This window comes from Empedobacter sp. UBA5987 (genome assembly GCF_002429865.1).
GTDB classification, from domain to species: Bacteria; Bacteroidota; Bacteroidia; order Flavobacteriales; family Weeksellaceae; genus Empedobacter; species Empedobacter falsenii_B.
Window position 1 is genome coordinate 1 of the sequence record NZ_DJBB01000032.1, and the last position, 19245, is coordinate 19245.

16 protein-coding genes are annotated in these 19245 nt (G+C 31.5%); 8 read left to right on the forward strand and 8 right to left on the reverse strand.

Features of this window, described 5'->3' with window-relative positions; all coding sequences use genetic code 11:
• The 8 genes from B3J26_RS05355 to B3J26_RS05395 all read right to left on the reverse strand — a co-directional run.
• The coding region (locus tag B3J26_RS05355) for a BT4734/BF3469 family protein (protein WP_291073605.1) at positions 1–565 on the reverse strand (565 nt) is incomplete at its 3' end.
• Positions 566–800: 235 nt separating this feature from the next.
• Positions 801–1085: a helix-turn-helix domain-containing protein gene (locus tag B3J26_RS05360; protein ID WP_291073607.1), complete on the reverse strand. Its 285-nt coding sequence runs from the start codon at positions 1083–1085 to the stop codon at positions 801–803.
• A gap of 195 nt (positions 1086–1280) precedes the next feature.
• Positions 1281–2174, reverse strand: coding sequence for a hypothetical protein (locus tag B3J26_RS05365; RefSeq protein ID WP_291073609.1), 894 nt, complete (start codon positions 2172–2174; stop codon positions 1281–1283).
• A 150-nt stretch (positions 2175–2324) separates the two neighbouring features.
• Positions 2325–3086, reverse strand: coding sequence for a hypothetical protein (locus B3J26_RS05370; RefSeq protein ID WP_291073611.1), 762 nt, complete (start codon positions 3084–3086; stop codon positions 2325–2327).
• Entirely contained in the window at positions 3079–7557 is a 4479-nt protein-coding gene (locus tag B3J26_RS14850) for a DEAD/DEAH box helicase (RefSeq protein WP_349679509.1), read from the reverse strand. Before B3J26_RS14850 ends, B3J26_RS05370 begins: the two co-directional genes overlap by 8 nt.
• Complete coding sequence (locus tag B3J26_RS05385; RefSeq protein ID WP_221854769.1) at positions 7557–8171, reverse strand: alpha-ketoglutarate-dependent dioxygenase AlkB family protein; 615 nt, start codon at positions 8169–8171, stop codon at positions 7557–7559. The genes B3J26_RS14850 and B3J26_RS05385 overlap by 1 nt, the downstream gene beginning before the upstream one ends.
• Before the next feature lie 135 nt (positions 8172–8306).
• Positions 8307–9431 carry a site-specific integrase gene (locus B3J26_RS05390; RefSeq protein ID WP_291073614.1) on the reverse strand — a complete coding sequence of 375 codons (1125 nt, stop codon included), beginning with the start codon at positions 9429–9431 and terminating at the stop codon, positions 8307–8309.
• 218 nt (positions 9432–9649) lie between these two features.
• Positions 9650–9967: a hypothetical protein gene (locus tag B3J26_RS05395; RefSeq protein WP_291073616.1), complete on the reverse strand. Its 318-nt coding sequence runs from the start codon at positions 9965–9967 to the stop codon at positions 9650–9652.
• 237 nt (positions 9968–10204) lie between these two features.
• On the opposite strand from B3J26_RS05395, the gene B3J26_RS05400 reads away from it, so the two are divergent.
• The 8 genes from B3J26_RS05400 to B3J26_RS05435 all read left to right on the forward strand — a co-directional run bounded on the left by B3J26_RS05400 (position 10205) and on the right by B3J26_RS05435 (position 19187).
• Positions 10205–11896, forward strand: coding sequence for a M23 family metallopeptidase (locus B3J26_RS05400; protein ID WP_291073618.1), 1692 nt, complete (start codon positions 10205–10207; stop codon positions 11894–11896).
• Positions 11844–14282, forward strand: a complete 2439-nt coding sequence (locus B3J26_RS05405; RefSeq protein ID WP_291073620.1) for a TonB-dependent receptor — start codon at positions 11844–11846, stop codon at positions 14280–14282. Before B3J26_RS05400 ends, B3J26_RS05405 begins: the two co-directional genes overlap by 53 nt.
• Positions 14283–14452: 170 nt before the next feature.
• The gene (locus tag B3J26_RS05410; RefSeq protein ID WP_291073622.1) at positions 14453–14626 is read left to right on the forward strand and encodes a hypothetical protein; all 174 of its coding nucleotides are present in this window, start codon (positions 14453–14455) and stop codon (positions 14624–14626) included.
• 139 nt (positions 14627–14765) lie between these two features.
• Positions 14766–15323: a nucleotide exchange factor GrpE gene (locus tag B3J26_RS05415; RefSeq protein ID WP_257468260.1), complete on the forward strand. Its 558-nt coding sequence runs from the start codon at positions 14766–14768 to the stop codon at positions 15321–15323.
• Positions 15324–15337: 14 nt separating this feature from the next.
• Complete coding sequence (gene dnaJ, locus B3J26_RS05420) at positions 15338–16462, forward strand: molecular chaperone DnaJ (RefSeq protein ID WP_219035230.1); 1125 nt, start codon at positions 15338–15340, stop codon at positions 16460–16462.
• A 78-nt stretch (positions 16463–16540) separates the two neighbouring features.
• Positions 16541–17068, forward strand: coding sequence for a helix-turn-helix domain-containing protein (locus tag B3J26_RS05425; RefSeq protein ID WP_291073625.1), 528 nt, complete (start codon positions 16541–16543; stop codon positions 17066–17068).
• Positions 17065–17901, forward strand: coding sequence for an IS3 family transposase (locus B3J26_RS05430; RefSeq protein ID WP_291073629.1), 837 nt, complete (start codon positions 17065–17067; stop codon positions 17899–17901). The genes B3J26_RS05425 and B3J26_RS05430 overlap by 4 nt, the downstream gene beginning before the upstream one ends.
• An 89-nt stretch (positions 17902–17990) precedes the next feature.
• Positions 17991–19187, forward strand: a complete 1197-nt coding sequence (locus B3J26_RS05435; RefSeq protein WP_114998566.1) for an IS256 family transposase — start codon at positions 17991–17993, stop codon at positions 19185–19187.
• Positions 19188–19245 lie beyond the last annotated feature (58 nt).

A 19245-nucleotide genomic window follows, 5' to 3' on the forward strand; every position in this document is an offset into this window, starting at 1 on the left:
TGTCATAGAAATCAGAATGACACGAAAAAACTTCTGCGTTTGGATTAAAATAGATTTCTGGATCATAAGAATAGAAACATAAACGAGTGACGTCTTTACCGGATTTATCGATTTCGATTTCTAACTCTTTTTCGTAAAATTCTTTGACAATGTTGTACGTATTTTTGTGTTCGTCTTGATTGGTTGAAACCTTGATGAATAGCTTTAACCCGTTGTTTGATGGACTAATAAATGCCATAAATGTTGTACTTAATTCAATCGCTTTTTGTTTGATTTCGGCAAGCTTATTTTTTTCTACTTTATCAATATCCAGGACGATTAGTTGATTGTAATTTTGGAGGTATTCTAATTTTCTACCGCCTTTAAATGTTGCACTTGGTGTAAAAGCTAGTAATGATTTCTTTGCTTTTTCGTATGGTTCCATTTTTCCTTGTTCTAAGGATTTACGCAAGTACAGGATTTGGCTTTTGTAAGTTCCTTCTTTGATTTCTGTTACGATTTGCTCAATTGGAACAGTGTTGATGACTTCGTTGAAGTTTTGGAATAAGGTGAATTTTATGTTCATAGTATTGAGATTTGAGATGTTAGACTTTTGTATTTATTTGTTCTTTTTTCCTTGATGAAAAAAGGAACCAAAAAAATCAAGGCTTCAATTCTCGACGGTCAATCATCATTTCGTTTCACTAAAATGTTTAAATCACTCCCGATGGTCGGTAAACATTTTTGCGCTTCTCTCAATGGATTGACGCTCGTCTGCGAATTGTAATGCCAATTTGATTTAGATGCCGATACTCTAATTTTTAGCGTTTGTTAGAGAATGATTTGTTGTAGTGTTCGTTCAATAACTTTTCGACATCAGACATTTTGTAGTAGATTTTGTTGCCTACTTGACAGAATGAAACCTTTCCTTCATCTCTCCACGTTTGAGCTGTACGTTTTGAAATTTTCATAAGCATTAGAAACTCTTGGTTATCCATAAATGTTTCTTGTTTAGCTGCTAATGCTTTGTTTAATTTTTTAGTGATTTCTTCTGATTGGAATACGATCGCATCGTATTGTTCTTTTGTTAAAATGATTGCTTCCATTTTCTTTCTTGTTTTAAGATTATGGAACAAATGAAGTACAGAAAAAAAAGTCGCCAGGTCTTAAGTTGGTCTTATAAGACCAAAATAATTTTGAAACTAACTGTTTATCTATGATTGGTTAAAGACTTGCTATTTTTTGAATAAGACCTTTTTGAGCAAAAAAAATCCTAACTGAGTAAGTTAGGATTGAATGCTTTAAAGCAATTTATCTATATCTATTCGCTTATTTACATTTGGTCGTTTATCTTCTCGTGATGGAGTTAAAATTGTTCGAACGGTTTTTAGGCTTAATTCGTTTCCATCTTTATCAACAAAATTGGACACAATTACTTTTGCGATATCATTGAGATTTCCATCTAAAAATGGTTTTCCATCTACAAAAAGTTCTCTAGACATTTGATAAAATATATCAACCAGTTGATTTACGTTTCCATAAAACCTAAGTTTATTATAAATCATTTTCTCAAGTTGATTGTCTTTTAATTCTTCTTTAATTAATCTTGTATTTTGTAATTGACTGATTTTCTTTTCGCATTGTTCAGCGTAGTCTTTTAATTTTGGATTAATAAAATGAATATTCGCTTGTTCATACTCGTATTTTTCGTTGGTTAGAAATAGAATTTTATCACAATAATCATCGATTAAATCAACTTCTTTACTCGTTTTAGTGAATGAAAAATAGCGTTCTTCTGATTCGGCATTTATAAATCTTGGTGCTGGTTTGTCCTCGTCTTTAATCTCTATTGGTTTATATAAACCTAATCGAATTATTTCTGTTGAAGTATAAATTTTCATTAAACGAGTTTTATTTCTTCCTTTTTCAAACAGAAATTCATTTACTGAAACTAACTTTTCAAACTTATTAATCCAATGTAGCTTATCTTTTGCATATAAAAGTTGATGTTTGATAAAATCAGCAATTTCAGAATGAGAAATCTCAAATATTTTGTCAATTAATGCTTGACAATACCCGTCATTTGTAAGAGGTTGAACCTCTATAATATCAAATTCTTCTGACTTTACATTGTGTAAAGCAACTTGTGTAAACTCTTTGAATTGTACAGTTTCTTTTATCAAATACTTCATCATAAATTAAGTTTTAGCAATTAACCTTTTATAGTGTAATTTGATGTAAATTAAAACTTTAAAAAGACAAAAGGTGTCGCCAAAGATATTTAAAACTTCCTTATTCGATATATTGCTCTACAAAAAAAAGAGAGTATAAAACTCTCTTTTAAATTATATAAATTTCATAACTATTGTTACAAGTAATGTAACAACAATAGCTGCTAAAAGTATTTTGAAATTTGTGTCTGATTTTTCGAATTTTGAATTCAATTCTGACTTTAAATTTTGAATCTCATTTTTTAGTTCTTTGTTTTCCGTTAGAATATTTTCAAAATTTAAATGTTGCGTATTTTGAATATTATCTAAAGAACTAAAAACATTGTCAAAATTTGAATTGATTTCCTTAGTTGTACTTTCAATAGAATTAATTTCTTTTAATAAATCAAGACCTTTAATTTCATTTATCTTCTCAGAAGAAGTTTCAATTACTTCTTTAATCTTTTGTTTTAAATCAACAATAATTTCTTCATTCTTATTCTTGAATTCCGTTTGAACTTTTTCTAAAGTTGGTTTAATATCGTCGATATATAATTTTACTTTTTCTTCGCTCTTTTTTAAACTATTAATGAAATCTTTTGATGCTTTTTCGTGAATAGAATTCACAGAATTATTATGATCTACTACTTTAGATTGAAGTAAATTGATATTTGCATCTAATTCATTGATACTTTTTCCAAATTTCTTTTCAAAATACTTTTCGTCGTAATGAATAGAACTTTCTATTTTTTTAAGTTGACCTAATGTATCAGCGTAAGCCTCTGTTAATTGACTCACTAATTGACTAAGATTTAAAACTTGAGATCTAGCAGAATCCATTTTTTTTAAATTATCTTCTAATTCTGCAAGTGTATTATTTATATTGATATTATTCATTGTTTAAATAGTTTGAAATGACAGTACTTATTTGGTTGCTATGTACTTGCAATGTTGTGTTATCTTGTAATTCTTTTAATTTTTTAGCTTTCAATAAGTTTTCTAATTGTTTATTATACAATTCAAAAAACTTCCAAAATTCTTTTTGGGAATTAAATCGTTCTGAAAAATCAAGCATTCCATCTGCATAACGTTGAGCTAATTGATTCTTTAAATTTTCATTGTTTTTTGTTCCTAAATAAGCCAAACAAAATACTTCTAACAAATACAACGTTGGGTTCGTATCGGTTAAAGAACGACTGATTAAACGAACAGCACCATACAAATGTCGAACATTATCTAATGGGGTTCCTGTACCTACTAATTCGTCTTCTATTACACGAAAATATTTAAAAACCGTTTCAGTGTCTGATTGTTTTCCCTCATCCGTATCTACTAAAAGTGAATACGGTGTTCCGTCGTCTAATGTATAATCAGGCTTTGCGTATTTGGAATTGAAATAATAGAATAAATCATCTTTCAGTTTTTCATTAGAAACTATCCAATTATCCTTATTTTCTAAACCAACCATGCAAAAGTTACGCATGTCATCAATCGCCCTTTTACGTTTCTCTGATATTTTGTCGTAAACAAAAGATGTAAGATAAGCTAAACACCTATAGATTTCTTTAGTAATTTCAGGATCATTGTCATTTTTGATTTCAAAATCTTTTGCCTTTTCTACCTCTAATATTGCTCTGTCTGCAGTAAAATATCTCAATAGGAAGTTGTATAAACCTTTATAATATCCGCCTTCTTCTTTATTATTAACTAAGATTCTAAATTCATTATTCGCATAATCTTGTGTAAAATCCTCAATCAATTCAATACAACACATGCGATAAATTGCTTTAGATAAATCAATGGAATTACCATCATAATATGGTACATAAACCACCAAATCTTTCTTTTCTTCAGCTTCTAATAACGGTGTTAAAAATCCTTTGTATGTTACTCTCTCTTTCTCACCAACTTTAACATCCATTACATTTAATAATTGATGCATAAAAGTTTTTTCGGCAATATCCCCTTTAAAAGATTCATTAAAGAAAAACATTACTGTACCGTAGTCAGGATTGAGATATTCAAAATTCTTTTTACTAATATTTAGATTGGCATTTCTTAAATCTTCAATTAATTCTTTTTCAGCTTTCCAACCTCTCGCTTCATCAGGAACTTTTCTTAATTGGCAACGTTTAAATTCAGTACATGCTTCAGAACATTTCTTGAATCCAAACATCTTATTATCCTTAATACATTTAAGCTTTACAATATCTTGTACAGGATTTGCTTTTAAAATGTAATCATCTGGAATATCTAAGTTGTAATGATTCAAAATTTGTTTTAAATCAGCCTCATGAAACCATTTATTTTTTAGAATTGAGATAGGAAAACCATTTTCAGTATAATTTCTTTTAATCGAAGCTAAAGCATAATCTGAAACAAAAATTGTTGCCAATGCCATTTTCTTATCACGACCTGCACGACCTGCTTCTTGAACAAATGATTCTAATGAACTCGAATAATTCATATTCACCGTAAACCTAACGTTCGGTTTGTCAATTCCCATTCCAAAAGCTTTAGTTGCTATCATTAATGGACTTTTATTGTCTCTAAATTTTTCGAGATTATCCATAGATGACGAATCATCATCTTGCCCAGAAAATGAAGCTACATCTTGGATTGATCTTTCAAATCTTTCTTTATTTTTTCTAACAGATATTCCTGTCCCATTTACATGAGGGCAAAAAATGATTCCTGCTTGGTCATATTTTGATCTTGAAGAAAAATAATCCTCTGGCATTTGTGTTACCAATTTTTCTTCAATACCCGTATTATTTCCTTGACGATCAAAGAAACTGTCTTTGATCAATTTCACATTTTTATCTTCAATCAATTGATTAAAATAATGTGGAACCTGTTCAATATAATCCTTTAAGAAATCTCCTTTAGATTCAAAAGCTTTAAATGAATTTGAAATATTTAAAGCTTTCGGTAGAGTTTGATCAAGTACTTTATTTTTGTCGTAATATTGATCTACTTCAAACTCAATTGGCACTTTTTCAATTTTGTATTGAAGTTCTAACCTATTAGTATTCTCATAACGAACAATGGTATCTGCATCTAAATCAAATGCACCATTTCCTGATAGCTCACGTTCAACATCTGCTAATACGTCAAAAGAAGCAGTAGCGGTCAAACCATACAACGAAATTTCCTTATTCTTAGAACGCACATAATTATATAAGTTCCTACCTAAATGCAGATAGGAGAATCTAAAGTCATGTCCCCATTCAGAAACACAATGCACTTCATCAATTACTCCATAAGCAAAATACACGTTATAATCGTGCATGTGTTTTAATCGCTCACGAAATGAATAGATCGCTAAACGCTCAGGTGAGAGAAAAATAAATTGTAATTGTGAATTTTCTAATTGAGATTCAACAGCTTTTTTCTCTACTGAAGATTGTGATGAATTTAAATAACCTGCACTATCTATTCCTATATTAATTAGACCATCGTATTGATCTTTCATTAAAGATTTTAGAGGGTCGATAATCATTGTAACCCCAGGTTGTAACATAGCTGCAACTTGATAAGTCAATGATTTACCTCCACCAGTAGGTAATAATCCAATAACAGGTTTGTGCTGCATCGCACGATCCAGTATAGGTAATTGACCAGGTCTGAAAGCAACTTTTCTAAACAACAATTGAACGAAATATTCTAATTTTTCTTTCGTCTCGATAATATCCGAATAATTACCTCCTTGATCTTTGGTTACTAAATTTTTATAAACTATTAAATCAGTTGTATAAATATATCGTTTAGCTTTTTTAGTTATGGCTGTACACGAATTGAAATAACAATTGTTTTTCGCTTTGTATTGACTAAAATCTTCAATTTCATAAACATTAGACTTACTTAAACTCAAGGTAAAAACTAAGTCGTATGTTTTATTACGTATACTTTGATTCGCTTTTTGATGAACTTCATTTCCTAAATGTAATGCTGAAGAATTAAAAACAGATGTATTAATCACCGTAAGACTAATTTCAGGTAGTACTAAATGCTCATAATCTTGCGTTAAACTTATGAGGTTATCATACATCGTTTTAAAGTCTTCAATTGCTATATACGCAAAAGGAACATCTTTTTCTTCGATTAAGAACTCCCATTTTTCTGATTCAATCTCTAAATGTCCCGTCAATATAGCTTCGACTAAAACTTTTTGAAAACGTGCAATGGCAATTGGTGCATATATATGCTGAATTAATTCCAAATTATTAGAGCTGTTTTTATCAACTCCATTTTCAACAATAGATTTTAATTGATCTATATTTATCGTTTCATTCTGCTCATATTCGATTACGAAACGATTATCCGTTTTTTTACTTAAATCAAAATGAGAAGCAAAAACACTCTCCACGAAAGGACTAGCTTTCGTAGGAATTCCACGACAAATAATATTATTTAATACAGCTAAAACAGGATTGATGTCATCATATACAGAAGCTCCAATATCAAAAGGTGCTACTGTATCAAAATAGCCATAATCAATGCTAAGTTTATGTGCTTTACGAAGTTGTTGAATAATATCTAATTCATAAGCAGCTGTAAACTGCACTGCTGGATAATATTCAATTGGAATTAAGTGCGGTTCATTATCAGCTACTAATTCATAAATCTTTGTTTTATTCGTCCATTTATCTCTATAATAACTATCCTCGAATTGGTGTATTGTATTTCTATTTTTAAGGCTGAAATAATTTAAAAATGCATCAATACGCTGATTCATTGGGTTTAACGGTCCAACACAAACTAAGAATTGATTTTTATTTTTATTGCCATCTACTAATGAAGCTAAATATTTTAAATCAATTTGAGCAACATCAAGAATATTAGAAAATATATGAATAATAGGAAACTCTGAATGGGAAGATAATTCAACTTTGTCTATATCTTCAAAGAAGCGGGCATAAGATTTTAATTCAAAATCATATTGATTTTGATAACACATTACTAAATCAACAGCACGATCCAAAGCCATTTCTGAAGGTTCTATCAAAGTAACTTTCTTTACATTACTAATTGAACTATTGATTTGTAAAAAATCCAACAAATTAATCGTTCCCATTGCTTGACCACATCCCCAATCAATGACTTCAAAAGGCTGCTGAATCAAATTTTTAGGTAAATATTTAAATGCATCTAACAATTTAGCTTGATGCATATTTCCAAAAGACCATAAATATTGGCATAGTAACTCGTGACTATCTAAAAGAGCTACTCCACGATCTAATTTATCCCATAATTGATCCTTCTCAATTTTAGACAAATGATTTAATTCTTCATTTGCTAATTTTCTAATATTTGAAAAGTTTAATGGTGATAAATTGGAAACTTTTTGAATGAAGTTATTACTCATTATTTTATTACACGGAAAGTTAAGTTAACACGTTCTTTCATAGTTTTTTTAGATTTTGGAACTTGATGTTTCCAAAAATGTTGTAATTCACCCATCATAATTAATAAACTACCATGTTTTAATGGTATATCAATACGTTCACCTGTATCCTTGTGTTTTAACTGAAAGACACGTTCTTCTCCAAAGTTTACTGAAGCAATTACTGGGTTATTACCTAGTTCCTTTTCGGCGTCGGTATGCCATGAAATAGAATCATTACCATCACGATAACGATTTAGTAATACACTATTAAAATTTACACCACTTAAAGGTTCTATTCTACTTTTAATTTTTAATAAAGATTCATTCCAAGGGTGAGGTTGTAAAGTAATTCCTGAAAAAGTATAAGGTTTATCATTATCGCCATACCAAGTTGTTAACCTGGGAAAAGGAATAATTTTACCATACATATTCATAGATTGCTGTTCCCAAACGATGTTATTTATAAAATCATTTAAGAAAAAGTCTGCTTCAATCCTATTAAAAAAATTGTCAATATAGATATATGAACCATTCATTATTTGAATTGGTTCATAAGGGTTTTTAGGTTCAGCAAATAAATCAAGTTGATCCATTATTTATTATAAATATGGTTAAAAATATAGTTTATACAAAGCTATGATTTTAACGCAATATAGTGTAATTTAACAATTATTTTAATTTACAAAATATACTTCTCTACTGCTTTATCTAATTCTTCGTTTACGATTTTAGCATAAATTCTCAATACGCATCCCGTTAGCTAAGGCTTGTGTTGCAAAAGTGTGTCGGCTTAAATGGAACTGTAACGAAAAAGGAAATTCTAATTCTTTTCCCATTCGACGTAGTTTCTGACCACATAATGCATTTTTATTAGAAATGTATTTTGCTTGGTATTCTCTGGTTTTTAAGAAGAAATCATCATCTTGAATAATCGGAAAAATAAAATCATCCGGTTGGCTATTTTCAGTTTTGTATTTATTTAAAATTTCGATTGCCGTTTGTCCTATCTTAAATTGATGTGAACGATGTGTTTTTCGGATATCTAAGCTTATTCTTTGTTCTGCTTCGTTGTAGTTTTTCCATTGTAACGTAACGACATCACTAAAGCGTAATCCACCTGCATAACAACTAAAAATAAACATATCTCGGAAAAATACATCGGTTTGAATATGTGGGATTTTATAATTTTTAAGCTGCTCGATTTGTTCTTTATTTAAAAACTGTCTTTTTCCTTTTTCTCGTTTGATTTTTACACTGGCAAATGGATAGGTTTGCAATGTGATGATTTCTTCTCGGATGGCATCTTTAAACATTATCGCTAAAATATTTAAGGCAAAATGCATTGTTGTTGAGCCATTCTTTAAACGATTGCTCATATAATTGATGTAGTCATTTAAAACGGTAAACGTAATATCCTCAAAGTAGATTTCGTTTGTGCCTAAAAACTTCTCGAACTTTTGAATGTTCATTTTATAAGCTCTGTAGGTTTGTGGCGATACATTGTTCTTGATGCGCTCACAACGTTCGTAAGCGTATTCGAAGAAGTTCTTAATATCTTTTCCTTTGATGGCTTCTTTTAATCGCTTAGCGGAGATATTTCCACGTTTACGTTCGTTATCGGCAACCATCGCTTCTGCATCTGCTATCTTCTGAGCTAAGAAAGCATTCATTCTCGTTGAATTGGGATAATTGCGTTTTACTTTTTGTTTGATATCATCCCATTCATTTTCTTTCAACTTTACTCCAGTTGCTATAAACTTTGTTTTACGATCCTTGATTAATCGGATATACAAGGGACTGTGTCCTGTTTTATCTTCTTGGTTGATGCGAAGTACTAATTTGATTGAAGCCATTGGAAATTGTATTATGGGTTAAAAATCTACTTTTCTAAACGAATGCAAACAAGTGAAATATTTTTGTAACTTGCTGATGCAAACGAATGTAACGTGATTCTAAGGTACAACAATTGGTACAACAAATCAAGGATTTCAATGCGTTAGAGTACTTCAAATTGAAACTTTAACAATCCTTAAACCCTTATAAATAGGCAATTTAAAGAAAAATAGTATTGTCATATTATGTTTTCGGATAATTCAACTTTATCCGAATCTAAAATTTGATTAATCATTTCACTATTCAAAACAAATCCATTCAACGAAATCGCATTTTCTTCGATTTGAACCGCATCTTTCATCGCATCTTTTACTTTCATTTCGATCAACGCATTCGATTTAAAAACCTTCCCTTCTACTTCTAAATTTGCAGCATTAGAAACCGCAACTTCTTCTTTCGCATCAGCAGCCAATTCTGCATTACTTTCTGAACCTTTGTATTCATTACAACTTACGATAGAAGCAACTATAAAAAGTGCTAAAATAATTTTTCTCATGATGATGTTTTTTATGTTTGATTTTAAAATTACTTTCATCATTTCTCAATCATTCACTAAAATCCTTTTCTTTTACTTGTTTATTATTTTACAAATACAAAATATTGATAATCATTTATTTAATTTTATTTTACAAAAATTTATCTCCAAATAATTTTCAGAAATTCAAAAGATTAAGGAGGTTTGTAAAAGATTTAATTTACTTTTAACTGATTTGTTAATTATTGAAAAGAAAAAATGAAAGTGATTAAGCCAATTTTCCTAAACTTATTACTAAGTTCTGTTGTTTTTGGACAACGATCAGAACAACCAAAATCTGAAACATATCCAAAAAACATCTTCCAAAATCCTTTAGAAATTACCAATTATTTAGCTGGTAATTTTGGAGAATTACGTGCCAATCATTTCCACGCTGGGCTTGATATCAAAACTCAACAACGAGAAGGTCTGAAAGTAAAAGCGGTTGGAGACGGTTACATTTCTCGCATTAATATTTCGCCAACAGGTTATGGAAATGCACTTTATATCGATCACCCAAACGGATATACTTCTGTTTATGCCCATTTGAGAGAATTTACGCCCGAATTGCAAGAATATGTGCGCAAACAACAATATGCAAACGAAACGTTTAAGATAGAATTGCATCCAAAACCAAACGAACTTCCTGTAAAAATGGGCGATTTGATTGCTCTTTCTGGAAATTCTGGAGGTTCTGGAGGTCCACATTTACATTTCGAAATTCGTGATACCAAAACAGAAGAACCAATTAATCCTTTTTACTTCGGTTTTGATTTACCTGATACTCGAAAACCATCTATTTTAGGCCTATATGCTTATCCAATTTATGGCGATGTGAATCAAAAAACCAATCGTGTTGTTGTGGTAAATGGAGGTACAATTTCTGCCTCTGGCGCAATAGGTTTTGGTGTAAAAGCCTATGACAAACACAATGGAGCAGAAAATAACAATGGAGTTCATCAAATTAATATTTATGTGAATGATGAACCGATTTATACGTTTACTTCTAATCGTTTTTCGTTTGATGAAGCTCGAGCTATAAATACAGTTTGCGATTATGGCGATATTCAGAAAAATAATAGTTGGGTGTATCAAGGATTTGTGAAAGATGGGAATCCTGTCAGAATGTATTCAAATCTAAAAAACAATGGAATTTTAGAGCTTGAAGAAGGAAAATCGTACAAAGTAAAAATTGACGTTTCTGATTATGCAGGAAATTTATCTTCGCAATCTTTTACAGTTAATGGAAAAGCATTTGTAGATTCTGCAAAACTTACTGAAACAAATCCAATGTTGTGGAACAAAGAAAATCATTTCAAATCTGATGGAATCGAAATATTTTTCCCTAAAAATATTTTTTATGAAGATTTTGATTTAGCTTATAAATTCTCGAATGGTAAACATTGGGTGGGCGATTATTATATACCAATTCATCAATCTTACACCTTAGCAATAGAACCGAGTGCTGACATTCCGACCGCACAATTAGACAAAGCTGTTATTGTACGCGAATATCAAAAAAGAGGCGCTTGGAAAAAAGATTATTTAACAACAGAGCTCAAAAATGGAAAGCTTGTTGCGAATCCAAAAGATTTTGGCGTTTTTTCTATTTTAATTGACAATACTAAACCGACAATTACTCCGTTAAATATCAAATCAGATAGTCAATTTACTCAAGCTAATGCTATTATCAAATTTACAATTGATGATGCTCAATCTGGGATAAAAGACTATAAAGCTTATATCGATGGTAAGTGGGTTTTAGCCGAATATGATCAGAAAATTAAACGACTATCAATTAATTTGAACAAAGAACAGATTTCGGTTGGTGACCATCAATTAGAATTAAACGTGAAAGATGAAAAAAACAACACAGCAACGTACTCTACAACATTCAAAAAGATTTCTTAGTACCATAAGTTTATCTCTTTTGGGTGGAATTTTATTTGCTCAAACTGCGCAAATTAATGGTAAAGTTGTCGACGAAAATAGAATTCCAATTAGTGAAGCTGAGATTATTGTCAACGATCAATCTTATTTTACGGATCAAAATGGTAATTTCAAAATAGAAATTCCATCAAACTCTTCCGTTACCGTAACTTTTAACAACAATGGTTATCATTCGTTTGCACAAACATTTACGCTAAAAGATAAAAACAAGAAAGAAATTTTTGTTCAATTAGTTCCTGATCAAACCAATGCGATTGAATTAGGTGAAGCAACAATTTCTTTTCAATCTAATAAAAATAAACCTTTGCAAAGTACCGTTTTGAGTGCTGCGCAAATGCAACAAGGACCAAGTTTGACTGGCGGAGTTGCCGATTTATTGAAAACATTGCCTTTCGTAAATTCGAATACAGAATTAAGTTCGCAATATATGGTTCGCGGAGGAAATTATGACGAAAATTTAATTTACGTTAACGGAATCGAAGTTTACAAACCTCAATTAATTCGTTCTGGTGAACAAGAAGGTTTAGGCTTTGTAAATCCTGCGATGACACAATTTATCAACTTTTCTGCTGGTGGTTGGGAAGCAAAATATGGCGACAAAATGTCTTCTGTTTTAGATGTTACCTACAAACGTCCAACAAAATTTGAAGGTCAATTAGAAGCAAGTTTAATGGGCGGAAGCTTGACATTAGGCGGAGGTTCTAAAGATAAAAAACTTTCGGCAATTGTTGGAGCTCGTTATCAAAACAGAAATTTAGTATTAAATACCTTAAAAGGTGATACCAATTTCAATCCTGAATATTACGATGTGCAAGCCAATATCAATTATAAATTAAATGATAAATGGAATGTTGCATTTTTGGGAACAATGTCGCGTTCGCGCTACGAAATGTTTCCTATAAAACGTGAAACTTATATCAATACAATGGATACTCCCTTGTTGCTAACTGTTTTTTATGACGGAAAAGAAGATGATAAATTTGCGACAGAAACAGGAAGTTTATCGTTTACGTATCAACCAAATTCTAAAGTAGATTTAGGGTTAGATGTTTTTGCTTATCATTCGAAAGAGCGCGAATATTTTGATATTCAAGGTTCTTATTTCATTTCTGAAGTAGACGAAAAAGGCTTTGCTACTTCTACGAATGATGTTGGTTCGCAAATCGATCATGCACGAAATAATTTTGATGCGTTGGTTGCCGGAATTCAACACAAAGGAAAATACAAAATCAACGGAAACAATGATATTGAGTGGGGTGCAAAATTTCAACAAGAAGATATTCGCGATTTATTAGGTGAATGGCAAGCAATCGATTCGACAGGATATGTTGTGAATCCGAATCCAAGAAATGGTTTGAATTTAAGTTATTATGTCAATTCAAAAAATAATTTAAAAACCAATCGTATTTCAGGTTACGCACAATATACAAGCAAATTCATGTGGAATGATGCGAAAGTTATGTTCAACGCTGGTGTACGTGCAGCTTATTGGGATTTTAACGAAGAAACAACTGTTTCGCCTCGTGCTCAAATCGCTGTTAAACCAGATTGGGAAAGCGATATGTTGTTCCGTTTTTCGACAGGTATTTATTATCAACCTCCCTTCTATCGCGAAATTCGTCGTTTAGATGGTTCTTTGAATGATAAAGTAAAATCGCAACAATCAATTCATTTTATATTTGGAAACGATTACGAATTCAAATGGATGGATCGTCCGTTCAAATTAACAACTGAGGTTTATTACAAAATCTTAAATGATTTGAATCCGTATTATGTAGACAATGTGAGAATTCGTTATACGGCAGATAACAACTCCAAAGGTTATGCGTATGGACTTGATATGCATTTATTTGGGCAGTTTGTTCCAGGAATCGATTCTTGGTTCTCGGCTTCGTATGCGCGCGCTTATCAAAATATTGATGACAGAGGAAATATTCCATTACCAACAGATCCGCGTTTCAAATTATCTGCATTTTTCCAAGATTATATGGAGTTTTTACCATCTTTCAAAGTGAATGTAAATTTGATTTATGCTTCTGGTTTACCAAACGGAGCACCACAATTTGCAGATCCTTACCAATACCAAACAACGTTGACAGATTACAAACGTGTTGACATTGGTTTTGTGAAAGAAATTATTAATCAAAAAGAATTGAAACCATCAAAAGGAACATTCTGGAGTAATTTCAAAGAAATTTCGATTGGTGTAGATGTTTTCAATGTGTTTGATATTAAAAACGAAATCAGTAATTCATGGATTCGCGACGTAAATTCGAGTGCAGTTTACACAATGCCAAATTATTTGACAGGACGTTTCTTGAATGGAAAAATTAATTTTAAGTTTTAATGAAAAATTCTGTAAATAAGAAAAAGGAGATTATAACTCTTATCTTTGTTACTCTATTTATTATTTTGATAATTTCAGGGATAGCTTTTTATTTAAGAAAATCAAGAGAAAAAGATATAAGTATTATCAATAAGTCATTTGGATACACAAAGGGATTAGTTATAAGAAAAATGACTTATAAAGGACGCTCAATAGATGTAAGATATATTGTAAATGGAAAAACATTTACAGAATCTGACGGAAATGATTCAAAAGATAATGTAAATGAAGGCGATAGTATAATAGTAAAATATTCTACCGAAAATCCAGAACTTATGATTACACAATTTAATGATGAATTTTAATCAAAAAAACTTTATACATTTACCGAAGCACTTCTCGCGACAGAAGTGCTTCTTTTTTATTTAAAATCTGACAAAACGACACATAATGGGCATTGGCAAACTATTTGATTCAATCAGAAACAAAAAAACTAATAAGAATATGTCTGACCAAAATATACACGAAGAATTAGAGAACGAGAATCTTCAAGAAAACGTTCAAGAGAGTGACAACACTGTAGAACAGCCACAAGAAGAAACTGCTGGAAAGTCAGAATTAGAAATTGTTAAGGAACAATTAACAAAAGAAAAAGACCAATATTTACGTTTATTTGCTGAGTTTGACAACTTCAAAAAACGTACTTCTCGCGAACGCATGGATATTTTCAAGACAGCAAATAAAGAAGTAATCACTTCATTATTGCCTGTTTTAGATGATTTTGGACGCGCAATCAATCAAATTGAAAAATCTGGAGACGACAACTTACTTCAAGGAGTTGAATTGATCAATAATAAATTAGTAGAAACTTTACGTGCAAAAGGTTTGAAAGAAATGGAAGTAAAACCTGGAGACGATTTCAACACAGATTTACACGAAGCAATTACTCAAATTCCTGCTCCAACAGAGGATTTGAAAGGTAAAATTGTAGACGTTGTAGAAACGGGATATTTATTAAATGATGTAGTGGTTCGCTACGCGAAAGTTGTTGTTGGATTATAATTTAGATTAAGAAAATGTCATCAAAAAGAGATTATTACGAAATATTGCAGGTCGAAAAATCTGCAACATCAGAGCATATCAAGAAAGCTTATCGTAAACTTGCCATCAAATATCACCCTGACAAAAATCCTGGTGACAAAGAGGCAGAAGATAAATTTAAAGAAGCTGCAGAAGCTTACGAAGTTTTAAGCGACGACAACAAACGTGCACGTTACGACCAATTCGGACATGCAGGAATGGGCGGAGCTGCTGGCGGAGGATTCGGCGGTGGCAGCGGAATGAATATGGAGGATATTTTCTCTCATTTCGGCGATATCTTTGGAGGCGGAGGATTCGGTGGCGGATTTGGAGGTCAATCTCGTGGTCCACGTCGAATGAAAGGTTCTGATTTGCGTATTCGCGTAAAATTGAACTTAGAAGAAATGGTGAACGGTTGCGAAAAGAAAGTAAAAGTTAAACGTTTTAAACAAGCAGATGGCGTTACATCTAAAACATGTCCATCTTGTGGAGGTTCTGGACAACAAGTTCGTGTTACCAATACATTTTTAGGGCAAATGCAAACCGCTACAACTTGTGGAACTTGTCAAGGAGTAGGAAAAGTTGCAGATAAAATTCCTTCGGGAGCAAATAATCAAGGATTAATCAAAGTTGAGGAAACAATCGACCTTAAAATTCCAGCTGGAGCAAGAGAAGGAATTCAATTGCAAGTTCGCGGAAAAGGTAACGATGCGCCTTTTGATGGTATTCCTGGTGACTTACTTGTTTTGATTGAAGAAGAAGAACACGACACATTAAAACGTGATGGAAACAACTTACATTTTGATTTGTATGTTTCTATTCCAGATGCTGTTTTAGGTGCTTCTAAAGAAATTCCGACTGTTAATGGAAAAGTAAAAATTAAAGTTGACAAAGGAACTCAATCAGGAAAAGTATTACGTTTAAAAGGTCAAGGTTTACCTGACTTGAATGGTTACGGAAAAGGTGATTTATTTGTACATGTTAACATTTGGACACCAACTCATTTATCAAAAGACCAAGAAGCGTATTTTGAAAAAATGAGAGACGATGATCATTTTTCACCAGAACCTTCTAAAAATGAAAAATCATTCTTTGAACGTGTGAAAGATATGTTTCAGTAATTGAAAAATATATATCAAAAAAAATCCATCTCAATTACACTGCCCCCAAAAAGTTAGACACTTTTGGGGGCATTTTTTATGGAAAGAAAAGTCAAATATGATTATACATTTAAATTAGAATGTGTAGAAATGGTTTTAAAGAAACATTATTCAAATAATGATGTTTCTAAATTAAAATGTATCGATGTATCTAACATCCGCAAATGGGTAAATTTTTATCAGCAATATGGTAAAGCAGGATTACTCCCGAGAAAAAATCAGCATTACACACAAGCTTTTAAATTAAAAGTTATAAAAACTATTGATAAACAAAACCTTTCTTTGCTAGAAGCGAGTATAAAGTTTAATATTCCTGATGCAGCCATAATTGTAAAATGGAAAAGAGATTTTACTAACTTTGGTGTACAAGCATTAGAACCTAAACCCAAAGGAAGACCAAAATCTATGAGTGATTTTAAACGCAAAAAACGTAAATCTGATAAACCTTTAACCCGTGAAGAAGAACTTCTTTTAGAAAACGAGCGCCTTCGCTGTGAAAACGCTTTGCTAAAAAAGTTACAAGCCTTGATTCAAGCAGAAGAGCAAGCCAAAAAGCGCAAGCCATAACAGAATTAAGGCATACATTTGATTTAGATTTACTTTTAAATCAAACAAAAATGGCTAGAAGTAGTTTTTATTATCATAAAAAACAAAGCGAAAAACCAGACAAATATCAGGTGATAAAAGAGTTGATAAAATCAATTTATCATCAGCATAAAGGTCGTTATGGTTACCGCCGAATAACCGATGAACTAAAAAAATCAGGAACAATAATCAATCATAAATCCGTTCTTAAACTAATGAATAGCTTAGGTTTAAAAAGTTTGATTCGTAGAAAAAAAAACAAATCATACAAAGGTGAACAAGGTAAAATTGCTCCAAATGTTTTACAGAGAGCCTTTAAGGCTGATGAACCCAACCAAAAATGGGTGACAGATGTTACCGAGTTTAAAGTGAAAGATAAGAAGTTGTATTTATCCCCAATAATGGATCTGTACAACCAAGAAATCATCAGCTACCAATTGAGTGAAAGACCTGTGTTTAATCAAGTGATAGTCATGCTTAAAAAAGCGTTTAAAACAACTAAAAATACCAAGAGCTTAATATTACATTCTGATCAAGGATGGCAATATCAGATGAAACAATATCAGGCTTTATTAAGTGAAAAAGGAATCATACAAAGTATGAGTAGAAGAGGAAATTGCTTAGATAATGCTATTATCGAGAATTTCTTTGGAATACTGAAATCAGAACTATTTTACCTAAAAAAATTCAATTCAATTGATGAGCTGAAAAAAGAAATAAAACAATACATTTACTACTACAATAACGAAAGAATAAAATCGAACTTAAATAAAATGAGTCCGATACAATATCGAACTCATTTTTATAATAATTAGACACTGTACCAAAAACTGTGTAAGTATAAAATTCTGCTTGGGTTAAAATCGAGCAGAATTTTTTTTATACATTTAATATTTACATATTTATGGAAACAAAAGACCTATTTCCGGATGATTTTTTCAAACAGTTTAAAACTGGCGATGAACTCCAAAACTTTCTCAAAGACTTACAAAAGCGAGGGATTGAAAAAATGTTAGAAGGTGAGTTAGATGCTCACCTGGATTACGACAAGTATGATTTACGCAAGCAAGAAAATGCGCGTAATGGTTATTCTAGCAAAAAGATAAAAACGAGTTATGGCGAAGAAGAAATAAAGGTCCCTAGAGATCGTGATGCTAGTTTTAATCCGATGCTTATCCCTAAACGAAAAAGCATGGTAGAAGGCTTAGAAAACGTTATTGTATCGCTTTACGCCAAGGGAATGTCCGTTTCTGATATTGAAGAACAGATCAGAGAGGTCTACAATTTTGACGTTTCTCAATCCACGATTTCTCGTATAACAGATGCTATCACCTCTGACATTATAGCTTGGCAAAATCGTCCATTAGAACCTGTTTATTTAATCGTTTGGATGGACGGAATTGTTTTTAAGGTTAGAGAAGGTTCCAAAGTAATTAATAAAACCATTTATATCGCAGTAGGCTTAAAACGCGATGGACGCAAAGAAGTTTTAGGATTATGGTTAGGTAAAAATGAGTCATCATCCTTTTGGATGAGTGTTTTAACCGATATGAAGGCTAGAGGAACTGAAGATATCTTGATTACAGCAACCGATAACTTAAATGGTTTTACCGATACCATACGTACCGTTTTTCCTGAATCTAAAACACAAATATGTGTAGTACATCAGATTCGAAATGCTTGTAAATACGTTGTTTGGAAAGATAAGAAACAGTTTACTGCTGATATGAAAGAAATCTACAACGCGCCAACTAAACAGGCTGCTGAAGCTGCTTTAAATGATTTTGCTTCTAAGTGGGAACATAAATATTCTTATGCCATCCAAAGCTGGAAAAACAACTGGGAAGACCTTACGGTTTTCTTTGAATTCCCCGTAGATATTAGGAAAATCATATATACCACCAATCTAATTGAGAATCTAAACGGTAAAATAAGGAAGTACACTAAAAATAAATTATCCTTCCCTACAGATGAAGCTGTTATGAAATCCGTATATTTGGCTGTGAGAGAAGCAACTAAAAAATGGTCTATGCCAGTAAGAAACTGGGGAGTTATTATTGATCAATTTTTAATCCTATATCAAGAAAGGGTTAGACTCTAAAAAGTAGAACCTAACCCAAGCTTAATTTTTGAACTTACACACTTTAAGAGACAGTCCT

Bases quoted from the DNA above. Each gene is read 5' to 3' on its own strand.
- B3J26_RS05415 (WP_257468260.1), top strand. From the start codon at position 14,766: ATGTCTGACCAAAATATACACGAAGAATTAGAGAACGAGAATCTTCAA.
- B3J26_RS05360 (WP_291073607.1), bottom strand. From the start codon at position 1,085: ATGGAAGCAATCATTTTAACAAAAGAACAATACGATGCGATCGTATTC.
- dnaJ (WP_219035230.1), top strand. From the start codon at position 15,338: ATGTCATCAAAAAGAGATTATTACGAAATATTGCAGGTCGAAAAATCT.
- B3J26_RS05370 (WP_291073611.1), bottom strand. From the start codon at position 3,086: ATGAATAATATCAATATAAATAATACACTTGCAGAATTAGAAGATAAT.
- B3J26_RS05400 (WP_291073618.1), top strand. From the start codon at position 10,205: ATGAAAGTGATTAAGCCAATTTTCCTAAACTTATTACTAAGTTCTGTT.
- B3J26_RS05425 (WP_291073625.1), top strand. From the start codon at position 16,541: ATGGAAAGAAAAGTCAAATATGATTATACATTTAAATTAGAATGTGTA.
- B3J26_RS14850 (WP_349679509.1), bottom strand. From the start codon at position 7,557: ATGAGTAATAACTTCATTCAAAAAGTTTCCAATTTATCACCATTAAAC.
- B3J26_RS05385 (WP_221854769.1), bottom strand. From the start codon at position 8,171: ATGGATCAACTTGATTTATTTGCTGAACCTAAAAACCCTTATGAACCA.
- B3J26_RS05410 (WP_291073622.1), top strand. From the start codon at position 14,453: ATGACTTATAAAGGACGCTCAATAGATGTAAGATATATTGTAAATGGA.
- B3J26_RS05405 (WP_291073620.1), top strand. From the start codon at position 11,844: ATGAAAAAAACAACACAGCAACGTACTCTACAACATTCAAAAAGATTT.
- B3J26_RS05390 (WP_291073614.1), bottom strand. From the start codon at position 9,431: ATGGCTTCAATCAAATTAGTACTTCGCATCAACCAAGAAGATAAAACA.
- B3J26_RS05435 (WP_114998566.1), top strand. From the start codon at position 17,991: ATGGAAACAAAAGACCTATTTCCGGATGATTTTTTCAAACAGTTTAAA.
- B3J26_RS05395 (WP_291073616.1), bottom strand. From the start codon at position 9,967: ATGAGAAAAATTATTTTAGCACTTTTTATAGTTGCTTCTATCGTAAGT.
- B3J26_RS05365 (WP_291073609.1), bottom strand. From the start codon at position 2,174: ATGATGAAGTATTTGATAAAAGAAACTGTACAATTCAAAGAGTTTACA.